This is a genomic window from Oscillibacter sp. (assembly GCF_032018205.1).
In the GTDB taxonomy this organism is placed as follows: domain Bacteria; phylum Bacillota; class Clostridia; order Oscillospirales; family Oscillospiraceae; genus Oscillibacter.
On sequence record NZ_DALZOY010000011.1, the window covers coordinates 1 to 14,588 of the forward strand.

16 protein-coding genes are annotated in these 14,588 nt (G+C 51.0%); 11 read left to right on the forward strand and 5 right to left on the reverse strand.

What is annotated here, in order from left to right; genetic code table 11:
- Nucleotides 1-142: 142 nt before the first annotated feature.
- Both RTU96_RS09615 and RTU96_RS09620 read right to left on the reverse strand, forming a co-directional pair.
- Nucleotides 143-424, reverse strand: coding sequence for a DUF1847 domain-containing protein (locus RTU96_RS09615; RefSeq protein ID WP_312636366.1), 282 nt, complete (start codon nucleotides 422-424; stop codon nucleotides 143-145).
- Between the two features lie 193 nt (nucleotides 425-617).
- Nucleotides 618-782, reverse strand: a complete 165-nt coding sequence (locus RTU96_RS09620) for a YezD family protein (protein WP_312636367.1) — start codon at nucleotides 780-782, stop codon at nucleotides 618-620.
- Nucleotides 783-1,900: 1,118 nt separating this feature from the next.
- Here RTU96_RS09620 and RTU96_RS09625 point away from each other — a divergent pair.
- From RTU96_RS09625 to RTU96_RS09645, 5 genes are all read left to right on the forward strand, one after another.
- Entirely contained in the window at nucleotides 1,901-2,413 is a 513-nt protein-coding gene (locus RTU96_RS09625) for a sigma-70 family RNA polymerase sigma factor (protein WP_312636368.1), read from the forward strand.
- 69 nt (nucleotides 2,414-2,482) lie between these two features.
- Nucleotides 2,483-3,379, forward strand: a complete 897-nt coding sequence (locus RTU96_RS09630) for a DUF4367 domain-containing protein (protein ID WP_312636369.1) — start codon at nucleotides 2,483-2,485, stop codon at nucleotides 3,377-3,379.
- A gap of 5 nt (nucleotides 3,380-3,384) precedes the next feature.
- On the forward strand, nucleotides 3,385-3,819 hold the full coding sequence (locus tag RTU96_RS09635; protein WP_312636370.1) for a hypothetical protein: 435 nt from the start codon (nucleotides 3,385-3,387) through the stop codon (nucleotides 3,817-3,819).
- A gap of 1,009 nt (nucleotides 3,820-4,828) precedes the next feature.
- Nucleotides 4,829-5,131, forward strand: a complete 303-nt coding sequence (locus tag RTU96_RS09640; protein ID WP_312636371.1) for a DUF6514 family protein — start codon at nucleotides 4,829-4,831, stop codon at nucleotides 5,129-5,131.
- Nucleotides 5,132-5,242: 111 nt separating this feature from the next.
- The gene (locus RTU96_RS09645; protein WP_312636372.1) at nucleotides 5,243-5,527 is read left to right on the forward strand and encodes an SDR family NAD(P)-dependent oxidoreductase; all 285 of its coding nucleotides are present in this window, start codon (nucleotides 5,243-5,245) and stop codon (nucleotides 5,525-5,527) included.
- Nucleotides 5,528-5,867: 340 nt separating this feature from the next.
- On the opposite strand, the gene RTU96_RS09650 is transcribed toward RTU96_RS09645, so the two are convergent.
- The 3 genes from RTU96_RS09650 to RTU96_RS09660 all read right to left on the reverse strand — a co-directional run bounded on the left by RTU96_RS09650 (nucleotide 5,868) and on the right by RTU96_RS09660 (nucleotide 7,283).
- On the reverse strand, nucleotides 5,868-6,491 hold the full coding sequence (locus RTU96_RS09650) for a methyltransferase domain-containing protein (RefSeq protein WP_312636374.1): 624 nt from the start codon (nucleotides 6,489-6,491) through the stop codon (nucleotides 5,868-5,870).
- Nucleotides 6,488-6,613, reverse strand: a complete 126-nt coding sequence (locus RTU96_RS09655) for a hypothetical protein (RefSeq protein ID WP_312636375.1) — start codon at nucleotides 6,611-6,613, stop codon at nucleotides 6,488-6,490. Before RTU96_RS09655 ends, RTU96_RS09650 begins: the two co-directional genes overlap by 4 nt.
- Nucleotides 6,614-6,698: 85 nt before the next feature.
- Nucleotides 6,699-7,283: a TetR/AcrR family transcriptional regulator gene (locus tag RTU96_RS09660; RefSeq protein WP_312636377.1), complete on the reverse strand. Its 585-nt coding sequence runs from the start codon at nucleotides 7,281-7,283 to the stop codon at nucleotides 6,699-6,701.
- A 218-nt stretch (nucleotides 7,284-7,501) separates the two neighbouring features.
- Between RTU96_RS09660 and RTU96_RS09665 the strand changes: the two genes are divergently transcribed.
- From RTU96_RS09665 to RTU96_RS09690, 6 genes are all read left to right on the forward strand, one after another.
- Complete coding sequence (locus RTU96_RS09665; protein ID WP_312636378.1) at nucleotides 7,502-8,107, forward strand: TetR/AcrR family transcriptional regulator; 606 nt, start codon at nucleotides 7,502-7,504, stop codon at nucleotides 8,105-8,107.
- A gap of 72 nt (nucleotides 8,108-8,179) precedes the next feature.
- Complete coding sequence (locus tag RTU96_RS09670) at nucleotides 8,180-8,782, forward strand: MptD family putative ECF transporter S component (RefSeq protein WP_312636379.1); 603 nt, start codon at nucleotides 8,180-8,182, stop codon at nucleotides 8,780-8,782.
- The gene (locus RTU96_RS09675) at nucleotides 8,782-9,519 is read left to right on the forward strand and encodes an energy-coupling factor transporter transmembrane component T (RefSeq protein WP_312636380.1); all 738 of its coding nucleotides are present in this window, start codon (nucleotides 8,782-8,784) and stop codon (nucleotides 9,517-9,519) included. Before RTU96_RS09670 ends, RTU96_RS09675 begins: the two co-directional genes overlap by 1 nt.
- Before the next feature lie 10 nt (nucleotides 9,520-9,529).
- Nucleotides 9,530-11,011: an ABC transporter ATP-binding protein gene (locus tag RTU96_RS09680; protein WP_312636381.1), complete on the forward strand. Its 1,482-nt coding sequence runs from the start codon at nucleotides 9,530-9,532 to the stop codon at nucleotides 11,009-11,011.
- Nucleotides 11,004-12,761, forward strand: a complete 1,758-nt coding sequence (locus tag RTU96_RS09685) for an ABC transporter ATP-binding protein (RefSeq protein ID WP_312636382.1) — start codon at nucleotides 11,004-11,006, stop codon at nucleotides 12,759-12,761. The genes RTU96_RS09680 and RTU96_RS09685 overlap by 8 nt, the downstream gene beginning before the upstream one ends.
- The gene (locus RTU96_RS09690) at nucleotides 12,761-14,518 is read left to right on the forward strand and encodes an ABC transporter ATP-binding protein (protein ID WP_312636383.1); all 1,758 of its coding nucleotides are present in this window, start codon (nucleotides 12,761-12,763) and stop codon (nucleotides 14,516-14,518) included. Before RTU96_RS09685 ends, RTU96_RS09690 begins: the two co-directional genes overlap by 1 nt.
- The last annotated feature ends 70 nt before the right edge of the window (nucleotides 14,519-14,588 follow it).

Genomic DNA, 14,588 nt, shown 5'->3' on the forward strand with positions numbered 1-14,588 from the left:
GAGCTAATCCTCCCAGGCGCTCTTGAAATCTGCGGTTATTGTAAAAGGCGATGTACTCTTGAACGATTTCAACTTTTTCTTCTGGTGGTAGTTTTCCTTTGTGAGGTATGAAAATGCTCTCTTCTCCACGTTCAGTGGTTTTTTATTTCCGCTGTCTACTTTGAAGGGAGCATATCACACAGGATGCTATCCCAATCTTTTTGTAGTGCATTCGCTTGATGAACTCAACCGTCTCTTCCTCGCGGGTCAAGCGGCCATAAAATTCACCCTCAATACAAGCTGAAACCCGAGATATCTCGCCGGATTCCTCATCATTTTGATAAATTTCCAGCACCTCTTTCACCCGCGTGGGATTTGCACCGGCTGTCAGGCAAAACTTTGGATATTTCTCCTCACTTTTAGCCGGTACGCCAGCACGGCGCAATTTGAACAGCTAAGTTTGCACTTTGCCATATTCTTCTCCTATCTCCTCCGGTGCACGACACCGGAGTTTCCCCATGTATGCAAATACCTCATGTAATTGACGAAGTTTTGAGTCAAAAAAACAGAGGCATACATAGCGGGATACTCCCGCTATGTAAAACCTCTGGTATGTCCAGTCGATTTAATCAGCTTATTTATAAAACTCTAATTTTTTCACTTCGGTCAATATGCACCATAACCCCATCCTGAAACACAAGATGAATTGACCCATAACCGATGTTTTCAGCTACCCGCTGAATTTGGCGAAGCTGTTCGTTTGAAATTGCCTGCTTCTTGGAAACCCGTTTCTCCTCCATCATAAATTTCACTTCTCATTCCTTTCGAGTTTCCTACGATGCGCTGCTTTCACACAGCGGTCGCAGGTGCTTTTTTATATAAAAAAGCCGGGGGTTAACAAACTCCCGGACTCATGGCACGAAAAGGCAATCATCCTGCCTAAAACAAGTGGCCGGCTGAAATGCCGAAACATTTGTTCATACCGATGGTCCGAGAATTCAGCATTTGTCCACAGCGGAAATTGCCGCGCAGCATACGATCAAAAATTGCATTCATAACATTTACACCCTCTTAAATAACATACTAACTATGCATATTTATTATTTCTGTTTGCACCATTGAAATTAAAATTGTTACAGCCTTTTTGCGAACTTAAACAAGGTGGGCTATTAATTAAAAGGCGATTGTAATAGTAGCATTACCTCGGCATGGCTTTACCAACATCGGTGTAAATTCCGATTTGGTATTGTAGTTTCGTCGGCAGAAAATGCAGAAAAACAGAATTGAAGGGGTATTAAAAGGTATGTACCTTTTTATGCCCTGAAACTGGTGGCGCGCTGAAAAATTTGGTCTTTGTCAACAGCTTAAATTAAAACGCATTTTTTGAGTTTTGATAAGAATAATGAAAAAGTAAATTTTACCAAGACGGTTTCTTTTAGATTGAAAATTTGATAAAATGTATTCTAAATGTAACAATAAAAAACCACCTAACTAAAATATATCCATAGGTATTGAAGGAGCGGTATTGTGTCCAACAGAAGCTGTGATTTGAAAGTGACGATAGGAAGGTATATTAGCAAAAGACAAAAGGAAATGGGCCGACACAGGAAAAAGCGGCTGAAGCCGCCGGGCTGTCGATCCCGTTTTATGTCTGTATTGAACGTGCCGCCTAGGGTATGGGCGTTGACAGCATTATCAAAATTTGCACGGTGCTTCATATTAACACGGACTATGTCTTAACTGGCGCAATGTCTCCAATAGAGCGGCAGTATCTGAAAGGGCTGCTTGCCGTTTTGAATGAAGGTTAAGAAAATGCTGCTGAAGAAATTTTTTGGAGCTTCTTGATTGCCTGCGGCTATGAAGTGCCGGATCGGGAAGGCAAAGATAGCTTTCAAAATTGGATGGGAGAGGGGACGTAACTTTGAAAATGACATGGACGGATGAGGAAGAAACTCGGTTCGAATCGCTTTATAAAATCGAATATGCCGGCTTGCTCCGTTATGCGCAATCAACTCTGCAAAGTCACGGCCTTTGGCATTGTTCCGTCAGCGGACGAGCGGAGGAAGTTGTGCAGGAGATGTTCACATTTGCATGGGAGGCGCGGGAAGACTTGTTTTCCAGTAAATCTCCGACCGGCTGGCTTTATCGAGCGCTTTATTACAAGGTGCTGGAAGCATTGAACGAAGATAGACTTTGGGTAAAACGGATGATACAGATATCGGAGCAAGATCCGTTTGCTCCTGACGGAACACTCTCCTTAAAAATGGAGTTGTTGGGGATTGTTTCTGCAGACGAATATCTGTTGTTGAAGCGATTTTATATGGATGGCTTTACTTATGCTGAACTTTGCGAGGAAACCAATTTAAAAAAATCAGCGTTGGCTATGCGTCTTAAGCGAATCAAGGAGCGAATTCAAAGAGAATATAAATTATAAAAAATTTTTTACCTTTATGTGAACTTTTGCCTTTTGGACCACATTACATGACAGAGGAGGTTCGCGAGAATGCCAGATGATAAAAGAGCACTATATCCGCCTTTGGAGCAACTATCAACAGAAGAATTGGAAAAGCTGCTTTTACAAGATTTCGTTGCACCATCCGGCAGCGAACCGGATGTAGATTATATTATGGAAATTATGGAGGTGATTCAAAAAAGAGAAGCCGAAACATCCGCCGCAGAGTGTGTGGATGTGGACGAGGCATGGAATGATTTTAAGGAAAATTATCAAGGAAAATCCAATTCTTTCGTGTCTGACAATTTTTGTGAACCGCACTCATCTGACCATCTTAACCAGATCCAGTACAAGGGAAGACCTCCCAAAAGACTCCGTGTATTTCGAGTTGCCGCGATTGCGGCGGCACTGATTGTTATTTTATGCGGTACCGAATCAGCCTTTGGCGCTAATTTTTTTCAAGCGCTGGCAAACTGGACGGTGGAAACATTTGGCTTCATATCCGTAGGAACTCCTGAGGACGATAGCCATATGTCTGTTATTTCCAACGATGACCCGTTTGAGGAGCTTCGTGCGGCGGTTTTGGCCGTAACGGATATTCCATCGGTTCCTAAATGGGCGCCGGAGAACACGGAAGTAAACGGTGATATCAGCATCGTAGAACGTGCAAATGGAACTAGAATTTTGGGGACTTATGATTCTGAGGATGGTTTGTTTAGCATTCGTATTCAGACCTATGACAATATTCCGTCGGAATACACCGGTGTCTATCAAAAAGACGCACAAGAGGTCTTAGAATACGAATCCAGCGGAATTGTCCACTACATCATGAGCAATAATAGCACCTGCGGCGCGGCGTGGATAAACGAAGACACTGAGTGTTTTATTCAGGGAAGCTTTACTGTTGAAGAAATGGAAAAGATGGTGGATTCTATTTATGGGGAGTAACCACTATGAAAAAGACAATTCGCCGTATCTTTAATATCACGATTTCTTGCGTTTTCCTTTTGGTTCTGATGGTTCCTACGGTCAATGCGGCGGTGCTTGCCAGTGATTTTTTTGCATATACTGATGTGGTGCCTATTTCCGCAGGAGGTGGCAATATCACCGTGGAATCCGACGTCAATGCGAAGCGAATCATGCAGGAAGTTGGGGTCAAAAGCTTTGCTATTTACGAACAGCAACCTAACGGCAGTTATAGCAATGTAAAAACCTATACCAGCGACAATACTACCGGCTTTATCAAAAAAAATAGTATTGAAGCTTTTGTAAGCGTGACATATAAAGGAATCTCCGGCAGAAATTATTATGTATCTTATGCGCTTTATGCAAAGGACAGCAGCGGAAGCGAGACGCTGTACGGCAGTACAAGTGTTTTCAAAGCCTGATAATATGCAATGATTCAGTTGGAGGGAAGCACTTTTGATGCTTCCCTCCACGAAGTATAAAATTTATTCCACATTTTACGGGGGACAGAGAAAACATCCAATCCTATTGTTTATCAGAAGGCAATGGTTGCCGCCTCTTATGGAAGTAGCTGTTTAATGATTTAATGAATGGTGCTGAAAAAACATGATAGATAGTCTTCGTAGTATCAATTTGTATGGAACGGACGACACATATAAAGCGTACAATCGCGCAACAGCAGCACACAGCGTAAACTGGTAATATTATGTTAGATCGCAAATGGATAGTATTTTTACTTTACTGCTTTCCTGGAATATTTGTTTCAATTTGGTTAGAGATTCTTCACCAGGTTAATCGCCCCGGTTGGCTTTTCCCTGTTCAGATATGCATTGTTGGTGTTCCAGTTTGTTTATCAGCGTATATTTGCGGCAGGAACAAAATGAAAAAACAATTCTGGAAAGGGAATGGCCTAAACTATATATCCTCATGGATTGGTTTATCATTGATGGATACGCTCACTAATACCAATTCCTTTTTTCTGATCCCATGCAGCTTCAGTCGCGAAATATTGACAATTATCTTTTTTGTCGACTTGTATTTTCAATGGTTTTTTTATGCGGCGGGTCAAACAGTTCTGGAGAATAGATCCCATTGATTTCTATGAGGCCCATACAAAAAAGGAAGAGATACTAGATACGATTCTCCGAAGGCAGCTTAGCATTGCTGTGTACTAACAGAATTGCCTTCATGGGTGATCCTGCGAAAATGAAAGACTGATCATTCATTTGGAGGGAAGCATCAAAAAATGCTTCTCTCCAAAAGCTTTACCATCTTCTTAATGTTTGGCTGCTATTTTTGAATAGCGCTTATTTTCTCGCAAACATAAAAGCACCAGTAAACACAATGTCCCAACACTTCTCAACGGTTGTTGATAAAGGTCAGTCGATAATAACAGATGGACTACCTCACACAAATTCATGGCTATCCGTTATGATGAATTTTTACCGAATATTGGAGGAGGTAAGTGCTATGAAGGAGTTCCTGATTACGACACGGCAGACTCATACGGAGGATGGACAACCCTTAACGCTTCATTATTTTATTTTGGTAGAGAAGCGGTCGGAGAATATAAGTAACTATGGCCTAAGAATCAGTGAAATGGGAAGGAATACATATTCCATGTCTCCCGGCCTGACGAAAGACCCCCAGCGCATTTTAGACCTGATTGACATGCTGGCAAACGGAACTGTTACGCCAACCGGCTTAGCAGACGTCATCGCCGACTGGCCTTAAGGCCGAAAATTCATGTTGCAACCCCAGTCAAATAGCAGGGATATTTATGTGTTTAGATAAAGTTTGCTCGAATTTTTGCAATATTTCATGTTTTGTGAAGGCGGTTTTTTCATGGAGCTGGGACTGAAAGACAAAGTGGTTGTTTGCCTATCCTCCGCTGCCGGTATCGGCAAAGGAATCGCCGCGGAAGCGGCGCGTGAGGGCGCGCAGGCGGTGATCTGCAATGCGGAGGCTTATAAAGAAGACCTGTTAACCGCGCAGGCGGAGATTGAAAAGGAAACAGGAAACCGTCCCTATACAGTTTTTTATGATGTAAGGGACGCCGCCAGCATCAAGAAGCTGATTGATGATGTGGCAGTGTCAGCGGGCAGGCGTTCATCTGCGATGGCGCGATGACCACCTCTTACTGATTGGCATATTTGAAATAAGCGGGTAGCCTCTGAAATAATCGCTATAATTGGTAATACGTCGGAGGTTAAGACACAGCGCGATAATATGACCGGTAAGGACCTTTTCGGATCAGATGTTCGTTTAGTCGATGCAAGTTCATAGCCAAAAGACGGACAGGGAACCCCCTGTCCGTCTTTTGGATACTATTCCCATATCCCAGACCAGACGGCAGACGGCCCTTCCAAACACCGTGGATCAGGTGATCATTTCATCGTAGGCATTTGAATCTTTCCCAAGCGCCTGATAGGCCTGACGGACCGATTGGTGTGCCATGAAGCATTCCACCTCATGATTTTCTTGCAATCAGACAGCAAAGGGGGCTGACTCCGCCGGGCAAAACATCCCGCTCCAGCGTAGAAAAGCCCCGCTGCTCCAAAAACTTTGAAAAAGCCGCAGCGTTCCAACGGTGCAGCACCTTGAACCCTGCCAAATCCATGAGCTTTGCCCGAAACCGATGCCCGCTGTTCCCGGCCCAGACAAAGGTGGGGGCCAGCAGAAGGCCCTCGGGTTTCAGCACGCGGCAGATTTCCGAAAGTGCCTTATCCGGCTCCGGCATGATGTGCAGAGCGTTGGCAATGAGAACCGCGTCGAAGGAACTGTCGGGATAGGACAGAGCCGTGGCATCCTGCACCGTAAAGGTGAGGTTTGGCAGGGAAGCGCGCTTTTGCGCTTCGGCAACCATTTTGTCGGAAAAATCCGTGGCTTCCCAGCGCTCAACCCTGTTTGCCAACCGGAAGGTCAATTGCCCGCTGCCGCAGGCCAGCTCCAGCACGGCCATGTCGGCAGACAGATAGGGGAGACAGCGTCTGGTAATTCTGTCGTACAGCGGCCCGGAGCTTTTCATAAACGGCGCGTATAGCTTTGCCACCCGCTGCCAGAAACGAAGCCCGTTTGTATCCGGCGTGTTCATAGTTCCTCACCGTCCCTTCTGTTCAGCCCGATCAGCCGGTCGAACGCGGTGTCCAGCACCAGCCTGGAGTTGCCGCCCAGGGCATAGCTTCCCCGGGAAAAAGAAACGTCGGGCAGATACATGACACAGGCCTCCTTTTAAAATACGCAAGACAAAGTTATAAGCGGCTAGCCTCGGAAACCCAAAAGCCATTTGCAGAAAACGGCTTTATGAAAACAACCGGCCGCAAGCGCCCCGCACCAATGTTTCCAGAACGTCCGGATACAGCGTCCCGATTTCATTCTGATGGGAGATGGTGAGCATCAGACCCCGCACGACAGCGGAGGCCAGCGCCATGCCGCCTACGGGCGCAAGGTCTGCCGATTCCAGCAGCTCCCGGACGTGGACCTCGTCGCTGTGATAGTGGTTTTTCTGATAGTCCTCCGGCACTTTGCGCAGAAGATACGCGACGTCCCGCTCCACAAAGGCCATCATCCCGGAGCGCTCCATGGCCCGGCAGGCGGACAAAACCGCCTCTGAGGCGCGGTCAGCAGGGGAGAGATCGGTGTTTTTGAAGAGAACCGACGCGGCTTCCCCGTAAATTTCGGCGTGCATATCCTCCAAAACATCCCAAAAGAGCAGTTCCTTGGAGGCGTAAAATTTGTAAAACCCACCTTTGGAGATTCCGGCCGCCGCCGCCAGTGCATCCACCGTGGTGCGACGTACGCCAAGGGACACGGCACTTTCCCGCGCTGCGTGGCGGAGTTGACGGAGGATAATCGCTTCTTCCTGTTGTGTAAAAGCCACTGCCATTATAATCACCGTATGACCAAATTTGATATTACAGTCACAGGATACGCCTGTTTGATTTTGCTGTCAAGCCTTTGTACCAAAGTACGGCGGGAAGGGAATGGCGGTGCGTTTTACCCGCCATCTCCTATTGACGGGTAAAATAAAGACTAAATCAGTCTTGACTTTTCGGAGTAAAGTGATAACATTGTTATCAGTTTTGGTAAGGGTGTGCCGATAAGATGAGTGTGAATTCACAGATGACCCGAACGCGCATTCTGGAATGCGCCAAGCAGGAATTTATGGAGTGCGGCTATCAGAGCGCCAATATTCGCCGTATTGCGCAGGCCGCGGACGTGACCACCGGGGCGATGTACAATCATTTTTCCAACAAGGCGGTTTTGTTTGACGCGTTGGTGCAGGCTCCGGGGGCGGAGATGCTGGACCGGTTTCGCAAAATTCACACCGATGTCAAGGCGGCCCTGCCCAAGCTTACTTTTGTCCATATGAAGGAAACGGCGTATTCGGGAACGGATTGGATGCTGGAGTATGTATACGCGCATTTTGAAGCGTTTCGGTTGATTTTTTGCCGTTCAGAGGGAACGCGCTGGGCCTCGTATCTGGAGGAGCTGATTGCCGTGGAGGAGCATGCCTACCGTATTTACTGCGACGCTTTCGGAAAAAGCGGGCGGCGAATTGAGGATATGTTTCTTCATATCAATGCCACCTCCGGATTTCAGTATCTGGTGGAGTGCGTATCCCATGACCTGCCGTATGAACAGGCTGTCGCCGTGTTGGACAGTGCCAAGCGCTTCAGCATGGCCGGATGGGAGGAGTTATTAAGGTAGGCGTCTTAATTTTTTGGATAAAAGTTAGCATATACTAACCGCGCTGCTAAAATTAACAGGAGGTTTTTTGTGATGTCCACTCTTCATTCTCGCGCAAGCTCCGGCCGCCTGACCGGAAAAGATTTGATTAACACAGGTATTTACTCGGCAATCTATTTTGTGATGATTATGGCGCTTGCCATGACGGGCTACATACCGGTGATGATGCCTCTTTTGTGCGTCATCGGGCCGATTATAGGCGGCATACCCTTCATGCTGTTTCTGACCAAGGTCAAAAAATTTGGCATGATTCTCATTATGAGCGCCATCATGGGCATGATGATGGCGCTGACCGGCATGGGCTTTTATGCGTTGCCAGTGGCGCTTGTCTCCGGTCTGATTGCGGAGCTTTTGTGGAAGCGGGCGAATTACAGCCGGGCACGCAGCTCCGTGTTTGTCTGTGGGTTTTTCCACGTTTGGATCTGGGGCAACTTTATCCCTCTGTTTACGAATCCCGATGGCTATTTTGCCACCCGCGCGGAGTTTGGGCCAGACTATGAGGCGGCGCTGACGGCGCTGCTGCCTCCCGTGATGAATCCGGCGCTGCTGGTTTGCTGCTTCGTATTCGGTGTTCTGGGCGGGCTGCTGGGCCGGGCCATGCTGAAAAAGCACTTTATCAAGGCGGGGATTGCCTGATGGGCGAGGGTATTCTTCAGGCAAGCAGACAGCGGCGGGGACTGATATTGGACCCCCGCACGAAGCTTTTGCTGCTCCTTACGGTATCCACCTTCGTTCTGGGGGGACTGGGGGGCGACAGACTGCCGTTTCTGGTGCCGATCCTTTGCCTTGTGGTGCTGGTGCTGTTTTTGACGGCGGGAAAGTACCGGGCGGCGGCAATCTATCTTGCGGTCTATGCAGCCGCCAATTTGGCGGCCATTCTGCTGCTGCCGCGCCTGTCGGGATTTCCCCATTTTCTGGTGCTGGGCAGCGTGGGTATTTTCAGCAGAGTGATGCCGGGCGTGGCGCTGGGGGCGTATGTCGTTTCCACCACCACGGTCAGCGAGTTTACCGCCGCCATGCAGCGCATGCATGTCAGTGAAAAAATTACGATTCCAATGTCCGTGATGTTCCGCTTTTTCCCCACGGTGGGCGAGGAGTTTTCCGCCATCAACGCCGCCATGCGGATGCGGGGCATCAGCCTTGGCGGGGGAAGTCCCGGAAAAATGCTGGAATACCGTATTGTGCCGCTTCTGACCTGCTCGGCCAAAATTGGAGAGGAGCTGTCGGCTGCGGCGCTGACCCGCGGGCTGGGCGGTGAAATCCGGCGAACCAACATCTGTCGCATTGGATTTGAAATGCAGGATTTTGCAGTCATTGCCCTGTGCGGGTGTTGCTTTGCCGCCGTGGCGCTTTCCCATCTGGGTGTAATTTGAGGAGCGGACCATGATTGAACTAAAAAATGTCGACTTTCAATATGAAAATGCCGGCTCCGGTTCCCTTTGCGGGGTCAGCCTACACATTGAGCGGGGAGCGTGCGTGCTGCTGTGCGGCAGGTCCGGCTGCGGAAAAACTACGCTCACCCGGCTGGTGAACGGTCTGATTCCTCACTATTACGAGGGAACGCTTTCCGGCAGCGTCCGGATTGGAAACCTTGATGTGGCGGAGTCCGAGCTGTATGACACGGCGCAATTGGTGGGCAGCGTGTTTCAAAACCCGCGCAGCCAGTTTTTCTGTGTGGATACCACGGGCGAGTTGGCCTTCGGATGTGAAAATATGGGCTTGCCACCCGAGGAGATTGAGCGGCGGACAGTGCGTTCCGCCCGGGAGATGGGCGCGGAGGACTTGCTGGGACGGAGCATTTTTCAATTATCCGGCGGAGAAAAGCAGAAAATTGCCTGCGCGTCCGTGTCCGCCATGGGGCCTGAGGTCCTTGTGCTGGACGAACCGACCTCGAACCTGGATATGCAGGCCATCGGAGATTTGAAAAACACTCTTCGGCTGTGGAAGGCCCAGGGCAAAACGATTGTGATTGCCGAGCATCGTCTTCATTGGCTGACGGACCTATGCGACCGGGTGGTGTATCTAAGGGACGGGCAGGTGGAATACGACCTGCCCATGGCGGAGTTTCGCCGCTTTTCGCTGGAAAAACTGCAAAGCCTTGGCCTGCGCGCCCTTTCACTTGCGGATATTCGCAATGTGCGGACGCGGCCCTGCCCGGAGGAAACGGTTGCCCTGAAGAACTTTCGCTATTGCTATCGGGGCGGGGGGCCTCCGGCGCTGGACATTGCCGGAACAAAGCTGCCGAAAGGCGGCGTGATTGCGGTGGTGGGAGGCAACGGCGCGGGGAAATCCACGCTGTCACAGTGCCTGTGCGGTTTGAAGCGGGGCTTTGGCGGCGCGTGTGTTTTCGGGGAAAAAACCTATTCCCCCAGGCAGATGCTGAAAAAAAGCTACCTTGTTATGCAGGATGTAAACCATCAGCTTTTCTGTGAAAGCGTGGAGGAGGAGCTGCGCCTCGGCATGTCCGGGACCGACGAGACGGAGCTTAGGCAGGTCATGGACGCGCTGGCGCTGACAGCCCTGCGGGAAAGGCACCCAATGTCCCTGTCCGGCGGACAGAAGCAGCGGGTTGCCATTGCCTCCGCACTTCTGGCGGGGAAGGAGTTTCTGGTGTTTGACGAGCCCACCAGCGGGCTGGACTTTTACCATATGGAGAAGACCGCCGCACTTTTGGCGGCTTTGGGTGGAAAAACCACCGTGTTGATCGTTACCCACGACCCGGAGCTGATTGTCCGCTGCTGCGATTATGTGCTGCGTTTAGAGCGGGGCCGGGCGGCGGAGCAGTATGCGCTGGACGAAGCGGAGCAGCAAAGGCTGCGACGCTATTTTGACCGGGATGAAAGGACGGAGATTTCAAATGAATAAGCAGGATCAAGAAAAACGGGGGCCGTTTTCCTATCTCTTTGAGTGGGCTGCGCCATACAGGGGGCGATACGTCGCCTCGGTGCTTACGGCGGTGCTGGAGGTGCTGTGCGCCATTGTGCCGTATTACGCAGTCAGCCGGATTGTCACGCTTCTGATTGCAAAGGAGCAGGCGGCGGGGGCTTACGCCAAGTGGCTGGGAGTGGCGGCTGTGTTCTGGATTGTAAGCTATCTGCTGCATGCCGTGTCCACCACTGTTTCCCACAAGGCCACCTTTACCGTCATTGCGGACGTGCGCAAGCGGATGTGCGAAAAGCTTGCGCGGATGTCCATGGGCCGGGTGATGGACCGCCCCAGCGGTGAGACGAAGAACCTGATTGTCGAGCGGGTGGACAGCATCGAGCCGACGCTTGCTCATCTGGTGCCCGAGATGACCAGTAAGCTTCTGGCCCCGGTGGTCATTCTCGTTTACATTCTCATTCTGGACTGGCGGGTGGGCCTGTGGTCCCTTGCCACGCTGCCGGTGGGTCTTCTGGCCATGACGGGGATGATGGCGGGCTATCAGGGGAAATTCAGTCGGTATGTCAACTCCGGAAAGCATCTCAACGCCGTTGCCGTGGAGTACATCAACGGAATTGAGGTCATTAAAACCTTCAGTCAGACCGCTAAAACCTATCAGAAGTTTACCGACGCGGTTCATGATTCCGCCCACTCCGCCATTGACTGGATGAAGGATACTCAGGTCTTTTTCTCCGCCGCCATGGTGATTATCCCCTCGGTGTTGGTGAGCGTTCTGCCCGCCTGTGTGCTGTATTATTTGCAGGGAACGCTGGCTGTGAATGACATTGTGATGATTGTGGTGCTCAGCTTCGGCATGATGACGCCCCTCATCGGCGCCATGAGTTATTCGGACGACCTTGGGAAAATCAGCACCATTGTGGGGGAGATTAACGAGATTTTGGAGGAAGAGGAGCTGATGCGCCCGGAAAAGGCGGCGGCGCTCAGCCGGTTTGATATCGAGGGGAAGGGCGTGCGCTTTGCTTATCGGGATGTGGAGGTACTCCACGGGACGGATTTCACCTTCCAGGAGGGCACGGTGAACGCGCTGGTTGGCCCCTCCGGCAGCGGGAAAAGCACCATTGCCCGTCTGATAGCCTCCATGTGGGACGTCACCTACGGCAGTATTTCCATCGGTGGCAAGGACATCCGGGAAATTCCCCTGAAGCAGCTCAATGCCATGATTGCCTACGTCTCGCAGGACAATTTCCTGTTTAACGAGACGGTGCGCGAGAATATCCGCAAGGGCCGCCCCGGAGCCACGGACGCCGAGATAGAGAACTGCGCCCGCGCCGCGGGCTGCCACGACTTTATCATGCAGCTTGAAAACGGGTATGACACCGTGGCGGGCAGCGCGGGCGGACATCTCTCGGGCGGAGAGCGGCAGCGATTGGCCATTGCACGGGCCATGCTGAAGGACGCGCCCATCGTGATTCTGGACGAGGCCACCGCCTATACCGATCCTGAAAACGAGGCTGTGATTCAAAGTGCGGTGGCAAAGCTGGTGGAGGGCAAGACCCTGATCGTGGTGGCTCACCGACTGTCCACCATCACGGATTCCGACCAGATTATCGTGGTGAACGGAGGCAAAATTGAAGCGGCGGGCACCCATGAGATGCTGCTGGAGGACTGTGGCCTGTACCGTCGGCTGTGGGAGACTCATATCGGCGCAAAAGACGCCTTGGAGGTGCGGTAATGTTTGGCTATATCAAAAAATTCATTGATTTTGCGGGAGATCAGCGCAAAAAAATGATGGCAGCACTAGTGTTTGGCTTTTTCCAGAGCTTTTTCAATGCGTTTTCACTGCTGGCGGCATCCTATGCGCTGGGTGCAATTTTGGACGGCAGCGCAAGCAAAAAAACCGCATGGGTTTCCATGGGCATCGTGCTGGCTGGGATGCTGGGCGCGTATTTTTGCAACTGCTTTTCCATCCAACTGGAGACCCGGGCGGGCTATACCACGGCGGCGGGCGCGCGCATCCGGCTTGCCGAACGGCTGCGCTACGCGCCCATGGGCTTTTTTAATCAGCGCAATTTGGGGCAGATTACAAACGTCGCCACCAATACCTGCGAAAGCCTTCAGGAAACCTTGACCCGATGTATGGTTTTGTCCGTGCAGGGATTGATGACCACGACGGCGATCACGCTCATGCTGTTTGCCTTCGACTGGCGCATCGGGCTTGTGACACTGGCGGGCTTTTTGCTGTTCCTTCTTGTGAACAGCCGGATGCACAAGGCAGGCGAGGTGATGAGCGGACGCAAGCTGAAATCCGTGGAGGGCGCGGTGGAGGCCATTTTGGAGTATGTGCAGGGCATTGCGGTGATCAAGTCCTATAATCTGAGCGGCAACGCCAATAAAAAGGTGGCCGATGCCATCGACGAGGAAAACACCGTCTCCTATCGAATGGAGCGGGCCTTTATTCCTCTGATGTCGTTGCAGGGTATTGTCGCAAAGCTTGCGGGGCTTGCCATCGTCGGATGCTCCATCGCGTTTTATCTGGACGGCTCCATGTCTTTGCAAAATGCGCTGATGATGTGTATTGCATCGGCCATGGTTTATAACGAGCTGGCAACCGGCGGAAATATGTCCGCCCTCATGCGCACGGCGGCGCTGGCCATCGACAACATCAACGCCACGCTGGATATGCCAGTGATGGATGAAGACGGGGCGGACATTTCTCCGGAAAATACCGATATTACGGTGGAAGGCGTGGGCTTTTCCTATGACAAGCGGAAAATTATCGACGGTGTGAGCATCGATATTCCGCAGGGCTCCACGCTGGCCATTGTGGGCGGCTCCGGTGGAGGAAAGACGACCCTGTGCAACCTCATCATCCGCTTCTGGGATGTAAATGAGGGCAGAATCACGCTGGGGGGCCGCGATGTGCGGGAATACACGCTGGACAGCCTGCTGCGAAACTACGGCATGGTGTTCCAGAATGTGTACCTGTTTAACGACACCATTGCCAACAACATCCGCTTCGGCAAGCCCAACGCTACGCTGGGAGAGGTGCGCGCCGCGGCGCGCCGTGCCTGCTGCGACGACTTTATTATGGCGCTGCCCCACGGCTATGACACGGTGATCGGAGAGGGAGGAGCCAGCATTTCCGGCGGGGAAAAGCAGCGCATTTCCATTGCCCGTGCGATCATCAAGGACAGTCCTATCATTATTCTGGATGAAGCCACTGCCAACGTAGACCCAGAAAACGAGTGGCTGCTTCAGCAGGCGATTGCGGAGCTTACAAAGTCCAAAACCGTTATCATGATTGCCCACCGGCTGAAAACCGTTCGCAACGCAGACCAAATTGTGGTGATAGAAAACGGGCACATCGCCCAGAAGGGAACCCACAGTGAGCTGATGGAACAGGGCGGGCGCTATGCCGACTTCATCGGCATGCGACAGCAGTCCATCGGCTGGAAGCTGGGCCGAACGGCAGCACAGTCCGTTACGTAAAACAAGCATGTATTTGCCGCAGACTTGCAGTAAGAAGCCGGAGAGCGACATGCATTTAACATCGAAGATT

What these genes read in the sequence shown, in the direction of transcription:
- RTU96_RS09645 (WP_312636372.1), top strand. Translation starts at nt 5,243, where the DNA reads ATGGAGCTGGGACTGAAAGACAAAGTGGTTGTTTGCCTATCCTCCGCT.
- RTU96_RS09655 (WP_312636375.1), bottom strand. Translation starts at nt 6,613, where the DNA reads ATGTATCTGCCCGACGTTTCTTTTTCCCGGGGAAGCTATGCCCTGGGC.
- RTU96_RS09650 (WP_312636374.1), bottom strand. Translation starts at nt 6,491, where the DNA reads ATGAACACGCCGGATACAAACGGGCTTCGTTTCTGGCAGCGGGTGGCA.
- RTU96_RS09690 (WP_312636383.1), top strand. Translation starts at nt 12,761, where the DNA reads ATGTTTGGCTATATCAAAAAATTCATTGATTTTGCGGGAGATCAGCGC.
- RTU96_RS09620 (WP_312636367.1), bottom strand. Translation starts at nt 782, where the DNA reads ATGATGGAGGAGAAACGGGTTTCCAAGAAGCAGGCAATTTCAAACGAA.
- RTU96_RS09635 (WP_312636370.1), top strand. Translation starts at nt 3,385, where the DNA reads ATGAAAAAGACAATTCGCCGTATCTTTAATATCACGATTTCTTGCGTT.
- RTU96_RS09660 (WP_312636377.1), bottom strand. Translation starts at nt 7,283, where the DNA reads ATGGCAGTGGCTTTTACACAACAGGAAGAAGCGATTATCCTCCGTCAA.
- RTU96_RS09685 (WP_312636382.1), top strand. Translation starts at nt 11,004, where the DNA reads ATGAATAAGCAGGATCAAGAAAAACGGGGGCCGTTTTCCTATCTCTTT.
- RTU96_RS09630 (WP_312636369.1), top strand. Translation starts at nt 2,483, where the DNA reads ATGCCAGATGATAAAAGAGCACTATATCCGCCTTTGGAGCAACTATCA.
- RTU96_RS09670 (WP_312636379.1), top strand. Translation starts at nt 8,180, where the DNA reads ATGTCCACTCTTCATTCTCGCGCAAGCTCCGGCCGCCTGACCGGAAAA.
- RTU96_RS09680 (WP_312636381.1), top strand. Translation starts at nt 9,530, where the DNA reads ATGATTGAACTAAAAAATGTCGACTTTCAATATGAAAATGCCGGCTCC.
- RTU96_RS09675 (WP_312636380.1), top strand. Translation starts at nt 8,782, where the DNA reads ATGGGCGAGGGTATTCTTCAGGCAAGCAGACAGCGGCGGGGACTGATA.
- RTU96_RS09640 (WP_312636371.1), top strand. Translation starts at nt 4,829, where the DNA reads ATGATGAATTTTTACCGAATATTGGAGGAGGTAAGTGCTATGAAGGAG.
- RTU96_RS09665 (WP_312636378.1), top strand. Translation starts at nt 7,502, where the DNA reads ATGAGTGTGAATTCACAGATGACCCGAACGCGCATTCTGGAATGCGCC.